16 protein-coding genes and 1 pseudogene are annotated in these 15511 nt (G+C 59.4%); 8 read left to right on the top strand and 9 right to left on the bottom strand.

What is annotated here, in order from left to right; translation table 11 throughout:
* The first annotated feature begins 63 nt into the window (after window positions 1-63).
* The 5 genes and pseudogenes from ACIOWE_RS20595 to ACIOWE_RS20575 all read left to right on the top strand — a co-directional run bounded on the left by ACIOWE_RS20595 (window position 64) and on the right by ACIOWE_RS20575 (window position 2936).
* Window positions 64-588, top strand: a complete 525-nt coding sequence (locus ACIOWE_RS20595) for a MarR family winged helix-turn-helix transcriptional regulator (RefSeq protein WP_401395151.1) — start codon at window positions 64-66, stop codon at window positions 586-588.
* Entirely contained in the window at window positions 588-1790 is a 1203-nt protein-coding gene (locus ACIOWE_RS20590) for an FAD-dependent monooxygenase (RefSeq protein WP_401395149.1), read from the top strand. Before ACIOWE_RS20595 ends, ACIOWE_RS20590 begins: the two co-directional genes overlap by 1 nt.
* Before the next feature lie 151 nt (window positions 1791-1941).
* Window positions 1942-2250, top strand: a complete 309-nt coding sequence (locus ACIOWE_RS20585; RefSeq protein WP_401395147.1) for a hypothetical protein — start codon at window positions 1942-1944, stop codon at window positions 2248-2250.
* Between the two features lie 116 nt (window positions 2251-2366).
* Window positions 2367-2474, top strand: a pseudogene (locus ACIOWE_RS20580) (SDR family NAD(P)-dependent oxidoreductase); the annotation flags it as partial.
* Window positions 2475-2678: 204 nt separating this feature from the next.
* The gene (locus ACIOWE_RS20575; protein ID WP_401395144.1) at window positions 2679-2936 is read left to right on the top strand and encodes a DUF2790 domain-containing protein; all 258 of its coding nucleotides are present in this window, start codon (window positions 2679-2681) and stop codon (window positions 2934-2936) included.
* A 39-nt stretch (window positions 2937-2975) separates the two neighbouring features.
* Here the strand turns inward: ACIOWE_RS20575 and ACIOWE_RS20570 are convergent, their stop codons facing one another.
* From ACIOWE_RS20570 to ACIOWE_RS20550, 5 genes are all read right to left on the bottom strand, one after another.
* Window positions 2976-3914 carry a LysR family transcriptional regulator gene (locus ACIOWE_RS20570; protein WP_401395141.1) on the bottom strand — a complete coding sequence of 313 codons (939 nt, stop codon included), beginning with the start codon at window positions 3912-3914 and terminating at the stop codon, window positions 2976-2978.
* A 70-nt stretch (window positions 3915-3984) separates the two neighbouring features.
* Window positions 3985-4935, bottom strand: a complete 951-nt coding sequence (locus ACIOWE_RS20565; protein WP_401395138.1) for an aldo/keto reductase — start codon at window positions 4933-4935, stop codon at window positions 3985-3987.
* Between the two features lie 22 nt (window positions 4936-4957).
* Complete coding sequence (locus ACIOWE_RS20560; protein WP_401395289.1) at window positions 4958-6412, bottom strand: efflux transporter outer membrane subunit; 1455 nt, start codon at window positions 6410-6412, stop codon at window positions 4958-4960.
* Between the two features lie 8 nt (window positions 6413-6420).
* Window positions 6421-7896 (bottom strand): DHA2 family efflux MFS transporter permease subunit, encoded by a 1476-nt coding sequence (locus ACIOWE_RS20555; RefSeq protein ID WP_401395135.1) that lies wholly within the window; start codon window positions 7894-7896, stop codon window positions 6421-6423.
* Window positions 7896-9014 (bottom strand): HlyD family secretion protein, encoded by a 1119-nt coding sequence (locus tag ACIOWE_RS20550; protein WP_401395132.1) that lies wholly within the window; start codon window positions 9012-9014, stop codon window positions 7896-7898. The genes ACIOWE_RS20555 and ACIOWE_RS20550 overlap by 1 nt, the downstream gene beginning before the upstream one ends.
* A gap of 270 nt (window positions 9015-9284) precedes the next feature.
* Between ACIOWE_RS20550 and ACIOWE_RS20545 the strand changes: the two genes are divergently transcribed.
* A complete protein-coding gene (locus tag ACIOWE_RS20545) occupies window positions 9285-9908 on the top strand; it encodes a TetR/AcrR family transcriptional regulator (protein WP_401395130.1) in 624 nt (207 codons plus the stop codon).
* A 30-nt stretch (window positions 9909-9938) separates the two neighbouring features.
* Here ACIOWE_RS20545 and ACIOWE_RS20540 read toward each other — a convergent pair whose 3' ends face one another.
* The gene (locus ACIOWE_RS20540; protein WP_401395127.1) at window positions 9939-10928 is read right to left on the bottom strand and encodes an alpha/beta hydrolase fold domain-containing protein; all 990 of its coding nucleotides are present in this window, start codon (window positions 10926-10928) and stop codon (window positions 9939-9941) included.
* Window positions 10928-11368 (bottom strand): TspO/MBR family protein, encoded by a 441-nt coding sequence (locus ACIOWE_RS20535; RefSeq protein WP_401395125.1) that lies wholly within the window; start codon window positions 11366-11368, stop codon window positions 10928-10930. The genes ACIOWE_RS20540 and ACIOWE_RS20535 overlap by 1 nt, the downstream gene beginning before the upstream one ends.
* Window positions 11369-11549: 181 nt before the next feature.
* On the opposite strand from ACIOWE_RS20535, the gene ACIOWE_RS20530 reads away from it, so the two are divergent.
* On the top strand, window positions 11550-11777 hold the full coding sequence (locus ACIOWE_RS20530; RefSeq protein WP_401395122.1) for a hypothetical protein: 228 nt from the start codon (window positions 11550-11552) through the stop codon (window positions 11775-11777).
* Between the two features lie 79 nt (window positions 11778-11856).
* Here the strand turns inward: ACIOWE_RS20530 and ACIOWE_RS20525 are convergent, their stop codons facing one another.
* Window positions 11857-12120, bottom strand: a complete 264-nt coding sequence (locus tag ACIOWE_RS20525) for a hypothetical protein (RefSeq protein ID WP_401395119.1) — start codon at window positions 12118-12120, stop codon at window positions 11857-11859.
* A gap of 85 nt (window positions 12121-12205) precedes the next feature.
* Here ACIOWE_RS20525 and ACIOWE_RS20520 point away from each other — a divergent pair, with 85 nt between their 5' ends.
* Window positions 12206-14125, top strand: a complete 1920-nt coding sequence (locus ACIOWE_RS20520; protein ID WP_401395116.1) for a tyrosine-protein phosphatase — start codon at window positions 12206-12208, stop codon at window positions 14123-14125.
* A gap of 41 nt (window positions 14126-14166) precedes the next feature.
* On the opposite strand, the gene ACIOWE_RS20515 is transcribed toward ACIOWE_RS20520, so the two are convergent.
* The gene (locus tag ACIOWE_RS20515; RefSeq protein ID WP_401395113.1) at window positions 14167-15144 is read right to left on the bottom strand and encodes an AraC family transcriptional regulator; all 978 of its coding nucleotides are present in this window, start codon (window positions 15142-15144) and stop codon (window positions 14167-14169) included.
* Between the last annotated feature and the right edge of the window lie 367 nt (window positions 15145-15511).

Genomic DNA, 15511 nt, shown 5'->3' with positions numbered 1-15511 from the left:
TAGCTAAGCAAGTTAGCTAAATGTTAAGTTGGCGCCTCGCCACCTCGAGTCTCCGAATTTCCCATGCCCACGAAGTCCTTCTCATCGCCCTCAAGCTCGGTCGAAGACCCACGCAATCTGCAGATCGCCAGTGATCCGGTCGGCCAACAGTTGCAACAAATCGCCATCCTGACGCGCAAGGCCGCCGGCAATCTGGGGGTGGCCTTGGGCATCAATCAAACCGACGTTGCGGCGCTTGAGCACTTGATCACCGACGGGCCTTTGCCGCCGACCGAGCTGGCTGCGCGCCTCTCAGTGACCACGGCGGGCATCACGCAGGTCATTGACCGGCTGGAACGTGCAGGGCACGTGATTCGTGAACGCCAACTCGATGACAAGCGCCGGGTGCTGGTGTGTCCTGTGCCCGAGTCGGTGGCGCAGGCTTATCGGCATATTGCGCCGATGCTCAATGGTCTGGGCGCGGTGCTCGGCACACTTGATGGTCAGGATCGTGCGGTGGTCGAGGCGTTTCTCGGGCAGGTGATCGAGGTCTATCGCAGCACCTTGCCGGGCGAGAGCGCTGCCAACCATGAAAACCAGGACAAGTGATGAACCCACAGAAAATTCTCGTGACCGGAGCAAGCATCGCCGGCCCCGCGCTGGCTTACTGGCTGTCCCGGCAGGGCAAGGACGTCACCGTGGTAGAGAGGGCGCCGGAATTTCGCGATGGCGGACAGACTATCGACGTACGTGGCGCTGGTCGGGAAGTGGTTCGGCGAATGGGGCTGGAGGAACTGATACGGGCCAATACCACGCATGAGCAAGGCATCGCTTTTGTTGATAAAGACAACCAGACCAAGGCGTTCATTGGCGTCAATGCCTTCGAGGGCGAGGGGCCGATAGCCGAGCTGGAAATCCTTCGCGGTGAACTCGCCAAGCTATTGATCGAGCACAGTCAGGACCGCGTGACGTACCGATTCGGCGACAGCGTTGCCGCCATAGAGGACGAAGGCGAGCAGGTTCGTGTGCGGTTCGAGAAGGGTGACGAGCAGGTTTACGATCTGGTGCTGGTGGCCGAGGGTATTGGGTCGACGACACGCAATCAGGTGTTTGGCGATGAAGTCCGGCGCCGTCCGCTCAATTTATATACCGCCTATTTCACTGTGCCTCGGCAGCCGAGCGACGGCCGGATTATGCGCTGGCACAACATCCCGGGAGGTCGATGTGTCTGTTTGCGCCCGGACAATCTGGGCACGACACGAGCGTTTTTGTCTTTTCAACAGGCACCGAGCGGCTACGAGAAACTCACGCAGGACGAGCAGAAATCATTGCTCAAGCGACTGTTTGCTGACGCTGGTTGGCAGACGCCGCGCATACTTGCCGCGCTGGATGAGACGAGCGATCTGTATCTGGAAGCGGTGGGGCAAGTGAAGATGTCGCAGTGGTCCAAGGGGCGCATCGCGCTGTTGGGTGACGCGGCTTATTGTGCATCGCCGATCAGTGGCATGGGTACCAGTCTTGGGCTGTGCGGCGCTTATGTGTTGGCGGGCGAGCTGGGGCGTCACGCTGATCACACTGAAGCGTTTGCGGCCTATGAAAAACTGATGCGGCCTTACGTCGATCAGGCGCAAAGCGTACCCGGGTTTGCACCGAGACTGGCATCACCGCATTCGCGCCTTGGCATCGCTTTTGGTCACGCAGTCTTGAGGCTGGCCACCGCGCCGGGATTCAAGACGTTGTTCGCAAAAATCCTTTCGCCCAAGGCAGACGCCATCAAGCTTCCAGACTATGAGGCGTCGCAGCAGAAATGAGTGGCGGGGCCGTTTGACGGTGTTGCAGTCGATGTCAGGTGGCTTCATTGACTGCATCAATAACAACCATTAACGCAATCAGGTTTTCATATCAGAACCTCGGCGTAAGATCGGCTCCATTCCTAACCACTGCACATCGGAGCAAATCACCATGAAACGCCAAACCCTTCTCGGCATCGCCTTCTCGCTCTTCGCACTGAACGCTGTTGCTGCCGCGACCCAAACCGATCCATTGTTTAGCGATGCTGTCGCCGCTGCGACTCAAACCGATCCATTGTTCAGCGACGCTGTTGCCGCAGCCACCCAAACCGATCCGTTGTTCAGCGATGCCGTCGCCGCCGCGACCGAAACCAATCCACTGTTCAGTGATGCTGTCGCTGCCAATGGTTCGGATCGTCTGAACGGTAATCTGGTTGCCGAAGGTGGTGCAGACCGTCTGCTCGAACGCCGTGCCGCGTGAATGCAGGGTTCGACCGTAGTACTCGACAAGAGCCCGGCCTCATCAGCCGGGCTTTTTTTCGCCTCGAATATCTGGAAGCAACCTGTTGATTGCCAATCCATGAATCGGCTGCTTGGATGCCCGTCCACATGAGCATGCAGATCGTGCGGATGATCTTGAGTCTGTCCTCGGCAAGCTTCGTCAAGGAGCTGACCTTGCCGGCGATACTCGATGAACGTTTCTGACGGCGGGTCATCCCTGCGTTAGCTAACGCACTGTGCTGGGGGGCGTGTTTCACCGGGCCAGGAAGTCACGCCATATTCATGCCTTTTCCGGCAACAGTGTTTGTCCCCGCGACCGATTTTTAGCACGGCCGTCACCCCATAACATCGTCCTCAAGCCGCCGGTAATCAAGCCGAAGCGGTCCACTCAACGAGACGGTGAACATCATGAACATGACGAAAATGGCGATGGTTTTAGTGCTTGGCAGTTTCGGCGCGCAGGCGTTTGCAGAGAACGCCCCAGCACAAGATACCCCGGTGCAGACTTACAGCTACTCGACCAACCTCGATATCGCCCACGTGGTCTCGATCACTGAACCTACAAATGAGTGCTCCCCCGTACCGGTGCGGATGACGTATGAAGATTCCCATGGCGAGCGCCATGTTCTGCAGTATCAAGTGATGGGTACCGGCTGCTCCAGTTGAGTCCGGTGCAGGCGATGGAGGGTCGACACTCCATGCCCGTCACACGCGGTTTTTTACGCTAACGATGTCTTCGTCCGATGCCAGCAACGCAGGTATCGATTCTTTGAGAAACTCCACCCAGGTTTTGATTTTCGCATCGACGAACTTGCGCGACGGATAGATCGCGAACAGGTTCAACTCCTCCAGCCGATACTCCGGCAATACCCTCACCAACGCTCCCGCTCTCAGGCCATCCACGGCCGATGCGATCGGCTGAATGCCGATGCCCATGCCTTTCTTGATCGCGATGCTCATGCCGTCAGCGGTATTGATGTGCAACGGCGACACAGGGATGGTGATGGTTTCCATGCCTTGCGGGCCTTCGAACGTCCAGTTCTCCACCGGCATCACCGTGTTGACGATGCGCAGGCACTCATGCGCGCCGAGGCTATGCGGCGACTCGGGCACTCCGTGTTTTTCCAGGTAGCCCGGCGCGGCGCAAAGAATGCTGTAGGTGATGCCGAGGCGCTGCGCGACGAAGCCGGAATCGGGCAAGTCGCGGGCCAGCACGATGGACATGTCATAGCCTTCCTCGAGCAAGTCCGGCAGGCGATTGGTCAGCGTCAGGTCGAACATCACACCGGGGTGAATCTCGCGGTAGCGAGCGATGGCGTCGATGACGTAGTGGTTGCCGATGGCTGACATGGCGTGGATTTTCAAACGGCCGGCGGGCAGGGACTGGGCGGTGCCGGCTTCATCGTCGGCCTCGCGCACATCATCGAGGATTTTTTCGCAGCGTTGCAGGTAGCGCGCGCCGGCTTCGGTGAGGGCGAGGCGGCGTGTGGTGCGGTTGATCAAACGGGTATGGAGGCGGGCTTCGAGGGCTGAAACGCTTTTGGAGACGTTGGTCGTGGTGGTGTCGAGCAGTTCGGCGGCCGCGGTAAAGCTGCCACTTTGCGCGACGGCGATGAAAAAACGCATGCTTTGGAACACGTCCATCGTTTTCGTCTCGATCAATAAGAGGGGAGAGTATAAAAGACGGCCTCGCAAGAGGCCGCTTGGTTGCAGGTCATTTTTGCCGCGCAATGAAACCCGGTACACCAGTCTCCACGACCGAGTTGAAGCGAATCCGCGTCGTAATCTCTTCCTTGATCTCGTGCATCGCCCGTTGCGGCAGCGTCGCGATATCAAAGTTTTCCTGAATACGTCCCGGCGTCGCTGACGTCGTCAAAAACGCTGTGCCACGTTGCACTGCCCAGGCCAATGCCACTTGCGCCGGGGTTTTCTGCACATGCCGGGCGATCCCGCTGAGCACCGCATCTTCCAGTACGTTCGGTTGCATGCCATGCCCCAAAGGCGCGAATGCCAGAACGATGATGCCGTGCTGTTTGCAGAAATCGAGCATTTCCCATTCCGGCAGGTACGGATGCGATTCGATTTGCACCACGGCGGGTTTGATCCGCGCCTCGGCAACGATCGCCTTCAGCGCATCAAGGGTGATGTCCGAGAGGCCAATGGACCGGCAACGGCCTTCATCCACCAGGCTTTCGAGTGCGCGCCAAGTGTCGATCAGCTTGGTCTCGCCATCGTAGATGACGTGGCCGAACGGGTCGCGTGGGTCCTGGTCGTCTCCTGCTTTGAACGCGAACGGCGTGTGGATCAGGTAGCAGTCGATGTAATCGGTCTGCAACCGCTGGCAGCTTGCTTCGAATGCCGGTTTGACCCGATCGGGGCGGTGGTTGGTGTTCCACAGTTTGGTGGTGATAAACACGTCTTCGCGGCGAATGTTGCCGGCCGCGAAAACCTGTTGGAACGCCACGCCGATCTGCTCTTCGTTGCGATAGCGTTCGGCACAATCGAAGTGGCGAAAGCCGACTTCAAGCGCGCATTTGACTGCGTCAGTGGTGGTGCTCAAATCGCGGAACAGTGTGCCGAACCCCACGGCGGGCATCGAGCCTGCGCCATTGTTCAGCGGCCAGCGGGTGTCGCGAAGTTCATCGTGAAAGGCTTCGTAGGTCATGATTTTTCTCCAGGTTCGATCATTACAGCGGTTGTTGATCGGGGTGTTCGCGCGTGGCGAGTTTTTGCTCCAGGACACCGACGACATTGCCGCCGAGCGCGACGAACAGCTGCACCGTGTCGAGATAGCGCGCAGTCTTCACGCGGATTTGTCCGAGCAGCGCCTGCTCGTAGGCGCGTTCAGCTTCGAGCACTTGCAGAACACTGTTTTCACCTTGGGCATAAGCCTGTTGGTTCAAGCGGAAGCTGCTGTCGGCGGCGCGCAAGGCATCGTCCTGCGCGAGGTTTTGTTCGGTGCCGTGTTTGATCGCTTGCAGGCTGTCGGCGATCTGGCCAAACGACGCGATGACGGTTTGTTGATAGCGGGCGAGCGACGCGTTGTAGCCTTCAACTGCTGCCTGACGTTCGGCTTTGAGGGTGCCGCCATTGAAGATCGGTGCGCTCAGCCCGGCGGCGAATCCCCACAGTGCTGCGCCACCATTGCCGGAGGCGGCTTGCACCAGCGAGGCGGAAAGTTCGACACGCGGGTAGAGATTGGCCGTCGCCACGCCGACTGCCGCGCTGGCCATGTGCAGTTCGGATTCCGCTTGAAGGATATCCGGGCGGCTGCGGGCCATTTCCGAGGGCAGGCTCACCGGAATGCTCGACGGCAGGGCGAAGTCGTCCAGGCTGAAGTCTGGCGCGACCCAGTCTGCCGGGCCTTTGCCGGCGAGGATCGACAGCGCATGCCGCGCCGCATCGCGTTGCTGGGCGAGCGGCGGCAACAGGGTGCGATCCTGTGCAAGGCGCGTTTCGGCCAGTGCGACGTCGATGCGGGTGGTGGTGCCGCTCTGCTGCGCGCGCTGGACCAGATCGAGATTTTTCGCATCGTTGCGCAACAGCGTCTGCACGGCCTCGATCTGTGCGTTGGCCGAGGCGAGCAGTAATGCCTGGCGCGCAACGTCACCGGTCAGCGTGAGGTACGCCGCTTCGTAGCGATGTTTCTGCAAATCGGTCAGCGCCTGCTGGCCTTCAACTATGCGTTGGTTGCCGCCGAACGCATCCAGATCGAACGCCACCCGTGGCCCGATCGCGTAAACATTCGCGATGCTCGGTTCCGGTTGGTTGTGGCTGCGTTGTCGTCCGGCCGTCGCGCCGAAATCCACTTGCGGATACAGCGCACCTTCTGCCGCCGAAACAGATGCCGCAGCACTGCGAATCGTCGCATCGGCCGCCACCAGTTCGAGGTTGCCGTCGATGGCGCGGTGCATCACCTGATCAAGTTTCGGTGAGCGCAGGGCAGTCCACCAGTTACCGTTAATGCGTTGGCCCATGGCGAAGCGCTGATCGGCAGACTGTCGTTCGGCCTGTTGATCGTAATGCTGCGATGAACTCGCGGCGGGTCGCTGAAACTCGGGGCCGACGCTGCAGGCGCTGAGCATGACCACCATCGCCAGCGCACTGAGCGTGCTCGGGATTGCACAGCGGGTGAAGCACATAGAGGTGTTCATTTTCCAGACTCCACAGGTTTGCGCAGAAACAACACCAGCGGGCTCACCACGAGCATCGCCATCATCAGGATCTTGAATTGGCCCATCACCGCAATGAACGCCGCTTGATGGGTCACCAGGTGGTTGAGGTTTTCAAGCGCCGGCAGCGAGGTCGGCAGCGGCACTCGGTAAGGCGTCAGTTGGCTGGCCAGCGCCACGTGCATCGCCTGGGTGTTGTTGAAGAAGTAGATCTGCACAACGGCTACGCCGAGGGTGCTGCCATAGACGCGCATCAGGTTGAAGATCCCGGTGGCTTCCGGACGCAGTTTTGCCTCGAGGGTGCCGAACGCCGCTTTGCTCAGCGCCGGCATCAAGATGCCGAGGCCGACACCCTGGATGAACCCGGTCACCGCCACGGGCGTCCAGTCCATCAACGGCGAGTAGCCGAGCATCAGCCAATTGGCGTACACCACCAGCGCGATGCCGGCGGCGATGAAGGCGCGGTTGTCGATCCACGCAGGCGCACGGCCCATCAGCAGGAACGTGCCGACCAATCCGATGCCACGGGGGATGGTCAGGAAACCAGTGGTGTCCGGTGGGTAGCCGAGGATTTCGTCGAGCATCGGTGAGGTCAGCGCCATGGTCGACAACAGCACGAAACCGAGGGCGAAGAACATCACCGTCGACAGCACGAAATTACGGTCGGCGAGCAAACCCTTGCTGAGGAAATGCACCTTGGCGGTCCACCGATGCACGATGAACAGGTACAGCCCGAGCGCGCACGCCGTGGCCTCGAGCCAGATTTCCGGCGAGTCGAACCAGTCCAGACGTTCGCCACGATCAAGGAGCATTTGCAGCGCGATCATGCCGAGGGTGAAAGTGCCGAGGCCGAAGAAGTCGAACGGTGGACGCTGTTCGGCTTTCTTCTCGGTGAGCAGTAGCGTCACCACCAGGAAGATGTAGGCAGTCAGCGGCAGGCTGACGTAAAACATCGGCCGCCAGTCGAAGTGTTCACAGATCCAGCCACCGATGCCGGGCCCGCTGACGATGCCGAACAGTACCAGCGCCGTCCATTTCGGCGCGAACGCCGGTCGCCGTTCAGCAGGCAGGGTTTCAAGGGCAATGGCCATCGACAGCGGCGCAATCACGCCACTCGCCAGGCCTTGCATAATGCGCACACTGATGAACTCCAGCGGCGTGTCAGCCAGGGTGCCGAGCCACAGGCCGAGGGCGAACGCCACTAGCGCCAGCTGATAAACCCGCTTTAAACCGAAGCTCGCGGCGAGCCACTGCGCCACCGGCAAAGTGATTGCGCTGGCGGCCAGATAGGACGTGAAAATCCACCCGGCCTGGTCGTCGGTCATCGACAGGCTGCCTTGAATCGAGCGCAAGGCCGCATTCGGCAACGGCAGATTGACCGATTGCAGATAGGTCGCCAGCAGCGCGACAAATCTCAGCAAACGCATCTCGGCGGTTGTCGTGTGGGCGTTCATCACGAGCGACCTGCGGACAACAACGACTTGAGCGGATACCACCATGGGGTGCGGTGCCCGGTATCCACTTCGACCGTCGCGCTCGTGCCGGAAAACAACGGCAGGGCCGGGTCGGCATCGTCAAGTTCGAGGCGCACCGGGACCCGCTGCACGACCTTCACCCAATTACCCGTCGCGTTCTCTGGCGGCAGCAGGGCGAAGTCAGCACCGGCGCCAGGGCTGATGCTGGTTACGTGGGCTTTGAACGGACGATCCGGGTAGGTATCGAGGGTGATCGTCGCCGTTTGGCCGGGGCGCATATGGGTAAGTTGGGTTTCACGGAAGTTGGCCTCGACCCAAATATCGTGGTCGGCAATCAACGCGAACGCCGCGCCACCATTGTTGAGGTAGTTGCCGACCTGCAGATCGTCGACCTTGGCGACGATGCCGTCGGCGGGTGCAGTGACTGTGGCGTAAGAAAGATAAAGCTGCGCCTGGTCGAGTTGGGCCTTGGCTTCGCGCACGGTCGGGTGACGGTCGATGGCGATGTCCGGATCGCCATTGAGGGCGACGACGGTACTGGCGATCTGTTGCTCGATGGCGGCAATCCGTTGGCGCGAGATTTTCACATCGGTTTCGGCACGCTCATAGTTTGCGCGGGAGACGAAATCGGTGGCGATCAGCGCTTTCTTGCGGGCGAACTCTTTCTGATCGTAATCCGCCGACGCCCTGGCCGATTGCAACTCGGCCTGTTGCTGGCGATAACTGGCCTTGAGGCCGTCGATGCGCAGGCGAGCGTTGCCCAGTTGCGCTTCGGCGCGCTCAACGGCGATCTGCAGCGGTTGGGGATCGAGACGAAACAGCACCTGACCCTTGTGCACCCGCTGGTTGTCGTCAACGGCGATCTCGATCACTTGCCCGGAAACCCGCGCATTGACCGCAGCTTTGGCGACGCGGGCGTAGGCGTTATCGGTGGCTACGAATGGCTCGTTCGCCACGTACTTGCTGTAACTGATGACGGCGAACAGAGCGGGTACGCCAGCCATCAACAGCGGACGCAGCGTTTGCTTGAGTGGTTTTTTCGCCGCGATGGGCTGTGCGCTGGCCTGTTCTGCGGTGAGATCAAAGGGCTTGGTCATGATCTGTTGTTCCAATGTGCTGGACCCTGATTCGGGAAATCGGGCCAACCCGGGCAACTGCCCGCGGCCGCGACGTGATTAATTGCTGTGAGAAATCAAATCCGTGCGCGGTGGGGGAGGATCGCTCCGTACCGCTGTTTCGTCGTAATCCCAGCCGATTCCAGCTGCGTTACAACAAAGCTGCCGATCAAGGAATTTCTGATTCCTTAATTTTGTGCGATGGTGTAAGAATATGAGCGACGCTTACTCCATGCAAGGAATTTGTACGACATGGCACAAAATAAATCGACAGAAGGAAAAGGCCGTGGCCGTCCTCGCGCCTATGACCCGCAAACAGCGCTACAGCAGGCGCTCGGGGTGTTCTGGAATACCGGGTATTCCGGCGCATCGCTCGACAGCATTGCCACGGCGGCGGGGATGAATCGGCCCAGCCTGTACGCCGCGTTCGGCGACAAGCACGCGCTGTACATCAAGGCACTCGATCAATATTGGGAAACCGCGCACGCCGCCATGCAGGCGGCGCTGGCCGATAGCAGCCTGACGTTGAAGCAGGCACTCAGCGGTTTTTATGAAGGGCAACTGGCGATTTATTTCTCGGGCGACGGACAGCCTCGGGGCTGCTTCGCCATCGGCACGGCGACCACCGAGGCTGTAGAGGATCCGGAAATTCGTGAGGTGCTTTCCCGGCGACTGAGCCAACTCGACGCCGACCTGGAAGCGCGTCTGCGCAGGGCTGTTGATTCCGGTGAGTTGCCAACGGATGTCGACGCCGGGGCATTGGCGGTGCTTGCGTCATCGCTGCTGCACAGCATTTCGATTCGCGCACGGGCTGGCAAAACCCGCGATGAACTGACTGCGCAGGTATGCAGAGCCATTGCCTTCATCTGTGGTTGAAGATGTGAGGCAAAGGCGCGGCGAATCTGATCAAGGATTTGAACGAGTGATCGATGCTTGCGTTTCGACCCGAGCCGAAATCCACTCACGACTGTAAGCCAGTACGCTTTCGGCGATGGCTGTCGGAAAATGGATGAAACCGTGTGGGGAAGAGGGCAACAGGTACACCTCCACGGGCGCTGATTTCATCCAGCGCTCAGCGATATCGAGGGTGTCGTCGCGCAGCGGATCCAGCTCGCCGGCAAACATCAGGGCTGGCGGAAAGCCGCTGAAGTCGCCGTACAGCGGTGACAGCGGCGGTTGCCGACGCTGCTCGTCATTCAGTTCCGGCGTGAGTTTGCGCAGTGCTTCAACCATGCCGGGTCCGTCGAGTAGCAGGGTTTCTGGCGGTGCTTCGCGTACGCTCGGCGTTCCGGTCATGTCGTAGACGCCGTAATATAGCAACGCGCCGTTCACCCGTTGCAGTAAGCCGGGTAAGTTTTTCAGCGCCAAAAGCGTCGCCGCCGCGAGATGAGCGCCGGCCGATTCACCAACGATGATCACCGGCAGACCGGCAAACTCGTTCTCGCTGAGCAGCCAGCGAGCGGCTGCCACGCAGTCATCCATCACGCCCTCGATGGGCGTCGATACCGCCAGGCGATAATCCACCGAGACGACCGTCACGTTGCACGTATTGACGATGGCGATGTTGAAGTTGTCATTCATCTGCGCATTGCCGATCACCCAGCCGCCGCCGTGGAAATCCAGCACCACGCCTTCGGATTGGCCTTTTGGGCGAATGATCCGCACTGCCGCGCCACCGCTATCAATCCTCTTTCGCTCAGCCTTGAGGCCATGCTTGTGTAACTTGTCCGCGCCAACCAGCTGACTGGCACGGAGCAACATTTGAATCATGCGTGGTACCACGCGATTGCGGATTTTAAAGCGCGGCATCCATCCGAGCTTGTTGTTGAAATCGCGCACTTGCGCCAATTCGCGCTCGCCTTCGGGCCAGGGTGCTTTTCGGAGGGAGTGGGGCATCAGCGATTCTTGATCAGGATGGAAAAATTCAATGCCGCAGCAACACACAGCCACGCCAGATACGGGAACAAAATCAAGCCAGTGATCAAATCAAGCTGCACGGCCATCACCACCATCGCCGCGACCACCAACCAGAGCAGCGTCAGGATTACCATGCCGGCAACGATGTGATGCGCACCGAAGAACACCGGCGTCCACAAAGTATTCAGCGCGATCTGTGCGGCCCATAAAGCCAGCACCGTCTGGCTCCCCGGGATCAGGCTTAAACGATAGCCAGCCCAGGCCAGCAACAGATAGATCACCGTCCAGGCCACGGGAAACGCCCAGTTGGGTGGGGTGAAGCCGGGTTTGGCCAGTGATTCGTACCATTGGCCCGGCTTGAAAATGATGCCGGTGCTCGCCGCAGCCGCGCAGGCCAGAAGGAAAATGAAGAAGGTCATTGCCAGTCCTTAGCTGTGATCAGCTTAACGGGGGTGTAAACAAAGGACGCCCCGTGGCGCGAAAAGTTTGGATCGAGCGATGACATTTATTGGCGCATGTCCTGTTCGCAATGATGTTGAACCAAGAGCTGACTGGTTAGTCAGGATAGTCAGTACTTCTTCTTCCAACGCGGATGACACCATGCACACCTATCTTCTGGAATACCTGTTCAACGGCGAGCCTCGTAACCATTCATTCGAACTCAAACAGCCACAACTCGCCGATCACGAGGCCGCAATGCATCTTCTGGAATTGCATTATGGCGATGCGGAAAACAGTCTGCTCATGCCCACGGCAGATTCGACGCCGCAAGAAATCCTGGCGCAGGCCGAGCAGGTTGGCATCACGCAGATTCGGGTAGAAGGCTAAATCCTGTCCCCTATAGGAGCAATCTTGCTCGCGAAGGGAGCGCACCACCTTCGCAAGCAAAACTCCGCCAGCTCAGTAATCAATGTTGGCCCGGCTCATCCCCTATGCAGTCAGGTGCATTCGGGCCGATGTCGATCATGGCGGCCGAGACCCGGGGCAACTCTCTGAAACCCCAGCTCAAAGGCCCGCCATCAAAAACCAGATCATAAATTTCACTTTCACCCAGCAATTGCCCTGTGCGCTGATCGTACAGGCGAAAAAAGGCCGCTTCTCCATATGGGAAATCTTTAAAAGGTATCGATATGGCCGAAACACGCTCACCACGGCCCAATCGCGCTGCCATTTCGATCCAGCGTCAATCTGTCATATTCGGTATCACTTCATTGCAGATAGTAGCCAGCCCAACGCTTATTCCATGAGGCTGCACTGTGTTCCAACGTCTTCTGTGTTCGCTGTCCGTTCTGAGTCTGTCCATCGCCGCTGCCCACGCCGCCGAGTCTGTTGCTCTCGATACGCCGCGCCTGAAAAGCATCGACAACTTCCGTGATATCGCCGGCCTCACCACCGCGTACTCCACGGCCCATGACGGCACGATGCGCAGTGGCGTGTTCTACCGTTCGAATGCGTTGACACCGTCGGCGGCGGATCTCGCGACACTCAACAGCCTTGGCATCAAAGCCGTTTACGACCTGCGCACCCCCAGCGAAATCGCCGGCACACCGGACACGATGCTCAGCGGCGCGACCTACGAAAACATCGACATTATCGGCAGCACCACCTCCGGATCGAATATCACCACCGTCTCATTCAAAAGCGCCGCCGACGCGATCGCCATGATGGAACAGACCAACCGCGCGTTCGTCAGCGACGCGGGGATGCGCGGTCAATTCGGCAAACTGTTCAATGAACTGGCCAGTGTCGACGGCGCCCAACTGTTCCATTGCACGGCCGGCAAGGACCGCACTGGCTGGACCGCTGCGGTATTGCAGAGCATCGCCGGGCTCGACAACGCGACGATCATGGCCAACTACCTGGCGACCAACGACTACACGGCCGCTCGCGTCGCCGCGACCCTCAAGGCTCTGCCGCCAAGCATGGCCGCCATCTACGCGCCACTGCTCGGTGTGGAAGCCAGCTATTTGCAGGCCGGTCTCGATGAGGTCACCGCGCAATACGGCAGCATGGACAACTACCTCAAGCAAGGTCTGGGGCTGTCGCAGGAAACGATCTATGTCCTGCGCGGCAAACTGGTCGAATACAACAGCCTGCCCGGGCAGGCAGGGCTGATCGGCAATGCGGCCGCAGGTGCCGAGTTGTTGCGAGAGTTGCAGAACAGCAACCTGTCCGGCACCTACAGTGCCTACAACTATTATCTGCAGTCGGCCATCGACGTCGGTACTCTCGGCGGTGTCGAGTCCACGGTTGGCGGCCAGGTTCACGCCGATGCGGCCAGCTACCTGCTGCGCCAGAACGCGCTGATCGAACAGGCTGCCGCCCCGTTCGCCAGCGGCACCGATCTGAAAGTCGGCCAATATCGTTTGTGGACGACCGCGCTCGCCGGCTATTTGGGCACCGACGGTTCCGCGCACGCGGATAGCAGCAACGAGCACAGCCAAGGCCTGATGGTCGGCATCACCCAGCGCTTCAGCGAACAACTCAGCGCCCGCGGTGGCTTCGGTTACAGCAAAGGCTCGGTAGGAGGGGCGGGTGGCGAAGCGGATACTGATTTCGCCTTTTTCAACATCGGCGCCCGTTACGGCTTCGCCAGTCTGGAGCGCGGCTTCTATATAGATGCCAACGCCAGCGCCGGTTACATCGACTACGACAGCAAACGCGACCTCGGTGGTGGCCTCGGCTCAGCCAAGGGCGACACCCACGGCAATCTCGCAGGAGCAACATTGGCACTGGGCTACCGCGTACCGGTGAATGGGATAACGCTGGAACCGAGTCTCGGGGTGCGCGTCAGCCATCTCGATCTTGCCGGCTTCAAGGAGAAGGGCAGCGAGCTTTCTCTGGATGTCGATGACAACACGCAAACCCGTCGCAGTGCGGTGGCCAATCTCGACGTGTCCTTCGCGCCGATGCCCGTGGGCAATTGGCAGTTGGTGCCGGGGGTGCACGTGGGTTACGAACATGTGCTCGGCGATCATCAGGTCGACAGCGAAGGTCACTTGTTGGGACTGGATATCGAACAACGCGCTGCTTTCGACAACCGCGATCAGTTCAGTGGCGGTGTGAACCTCATGGCCAGCCTTGGCCCAGTCAGCGTGGGCGCGGAAGTGGGGGCCAGCGGTGGTGGCGACAGTCACGGATTCGCCGGTAGCCTCAAGGCCAGTTATTCGTTCTAAATGTCATGGACTCCGGCCGCCCTGGTTTGGCGGCCGAGTGCCTAGCGTCCCGAGCGGGATCTCAAGTCTGCCGGGCTGACGCCAAAAGCATTTTGAAAGTACTGGCAAAACCGCCCGACATTGCTGAAGCCAAACTGCAACGCCACCTCAGTCACCGAGTTCGCATGCCGTTGCGCCAGCGCTTCATAAGCCCGCTGCAACCTCACTTGGCGCTGATACGCCACAATCGACGTCCCGACAAACCGCCGAAACCCTTCCTGAAGCGCCCGCTGACTGACATTGCTCAAACGCGCCAACTCCACGCCACCGACCAACTGCTCCGGATGTGCCTGAATGAATTCCACCGCCAACTTCACATGCCGTGGCGCAATCAGAGGCGCTGGACGGCGCAGCGCTTCAGTGAAATTGTGCGGCCACGCTTCCAGCACCGCATCGATCAGCATCTCGCGCAGCCGTGACGGCATGAGTGTGCCGGTGTTGATCAGCAGATCGAACTCGCTGCCCGTCGCCAGATCGATCAATGCCTTGATCCCCTGGAATGCTGCGGTGTTCAGATCCACCACCGGCTCGAAGGCGATCTTTTGCAGAATCGGTTTGCCTAATAAAGTCGACAACCGCTCGGTGAGTTGATTGCGATTGATCGAAATTCCGTGCTGGGCATGATTGTCGAGAAAGTGCATTGAGCGGATTTCGGCTTTGTCGATGGCCAGGCCGATTTGCGCGGCGCCGACGGATTCGCTGCTGTGGTTGAAAACGACTTTGCCGGCGGTGGGGATGACGAAGGTGATTTCGTCTTGCGGGTCGGGGAAGGACACCGAGAAGTCGCCGTAGTAATGCATGCGGCGGAAGCTGACACCTTCATGCCGACCATAGACGCCGCCGATGATGATGTTTGACGGCGGGGGCGGTGTGTCGCTATAGCGATTGCCAAACATTTTCGAGAAGAGGGCGCCGAAGTCGTCGCTGCGTAGACCTTCGGAGCGGAGGATGATTTTCTGGCGGGGCAGGGGCGGGAACAACTCGGGCGGTTCCTTCTAGTCGTGTGGCGCTTGGGTTGAGGTCGGGGAGCGCGACGTTAACAGGCGGAGGTAACAGGATTGTGACGGTTGGCCATGATTACACTGAGCGCCTTCTATATAACGTCGGCTCGAAAAGCGCTGTATTCGGAGGGCGCTTCCCGGTGCGCAAAAGAATTTTCAGAAGAGGGGTTGACCACGGATTCCAGTCCTGTATTATTCGCCTCCCGCTGACGAGGACTTTGAAACTGGTTAGCGCAAGTGATTGATTTGAATGAAAATAATCACTTGACAGCAAATGAGGCTGCTGTAGAATGCGCGCCTCGGTTGAGACGAAAGATCTTAACCAACCGCTCTTTAACAACTGAAT

This window comes from Pseudomonas sp. NPDC087598 (assembly GCF_044743525.1).
Taxonomy (GTDB): domain Bacteria; phylum Pseudomonadota; class Gammaproteobacteria; order Pseudomonadales; family Pseudomonadaceae; genus Aquipseudomonas.
This window is presented reverse-complemented; position numbering and strand designations above follow the sequence as displayed.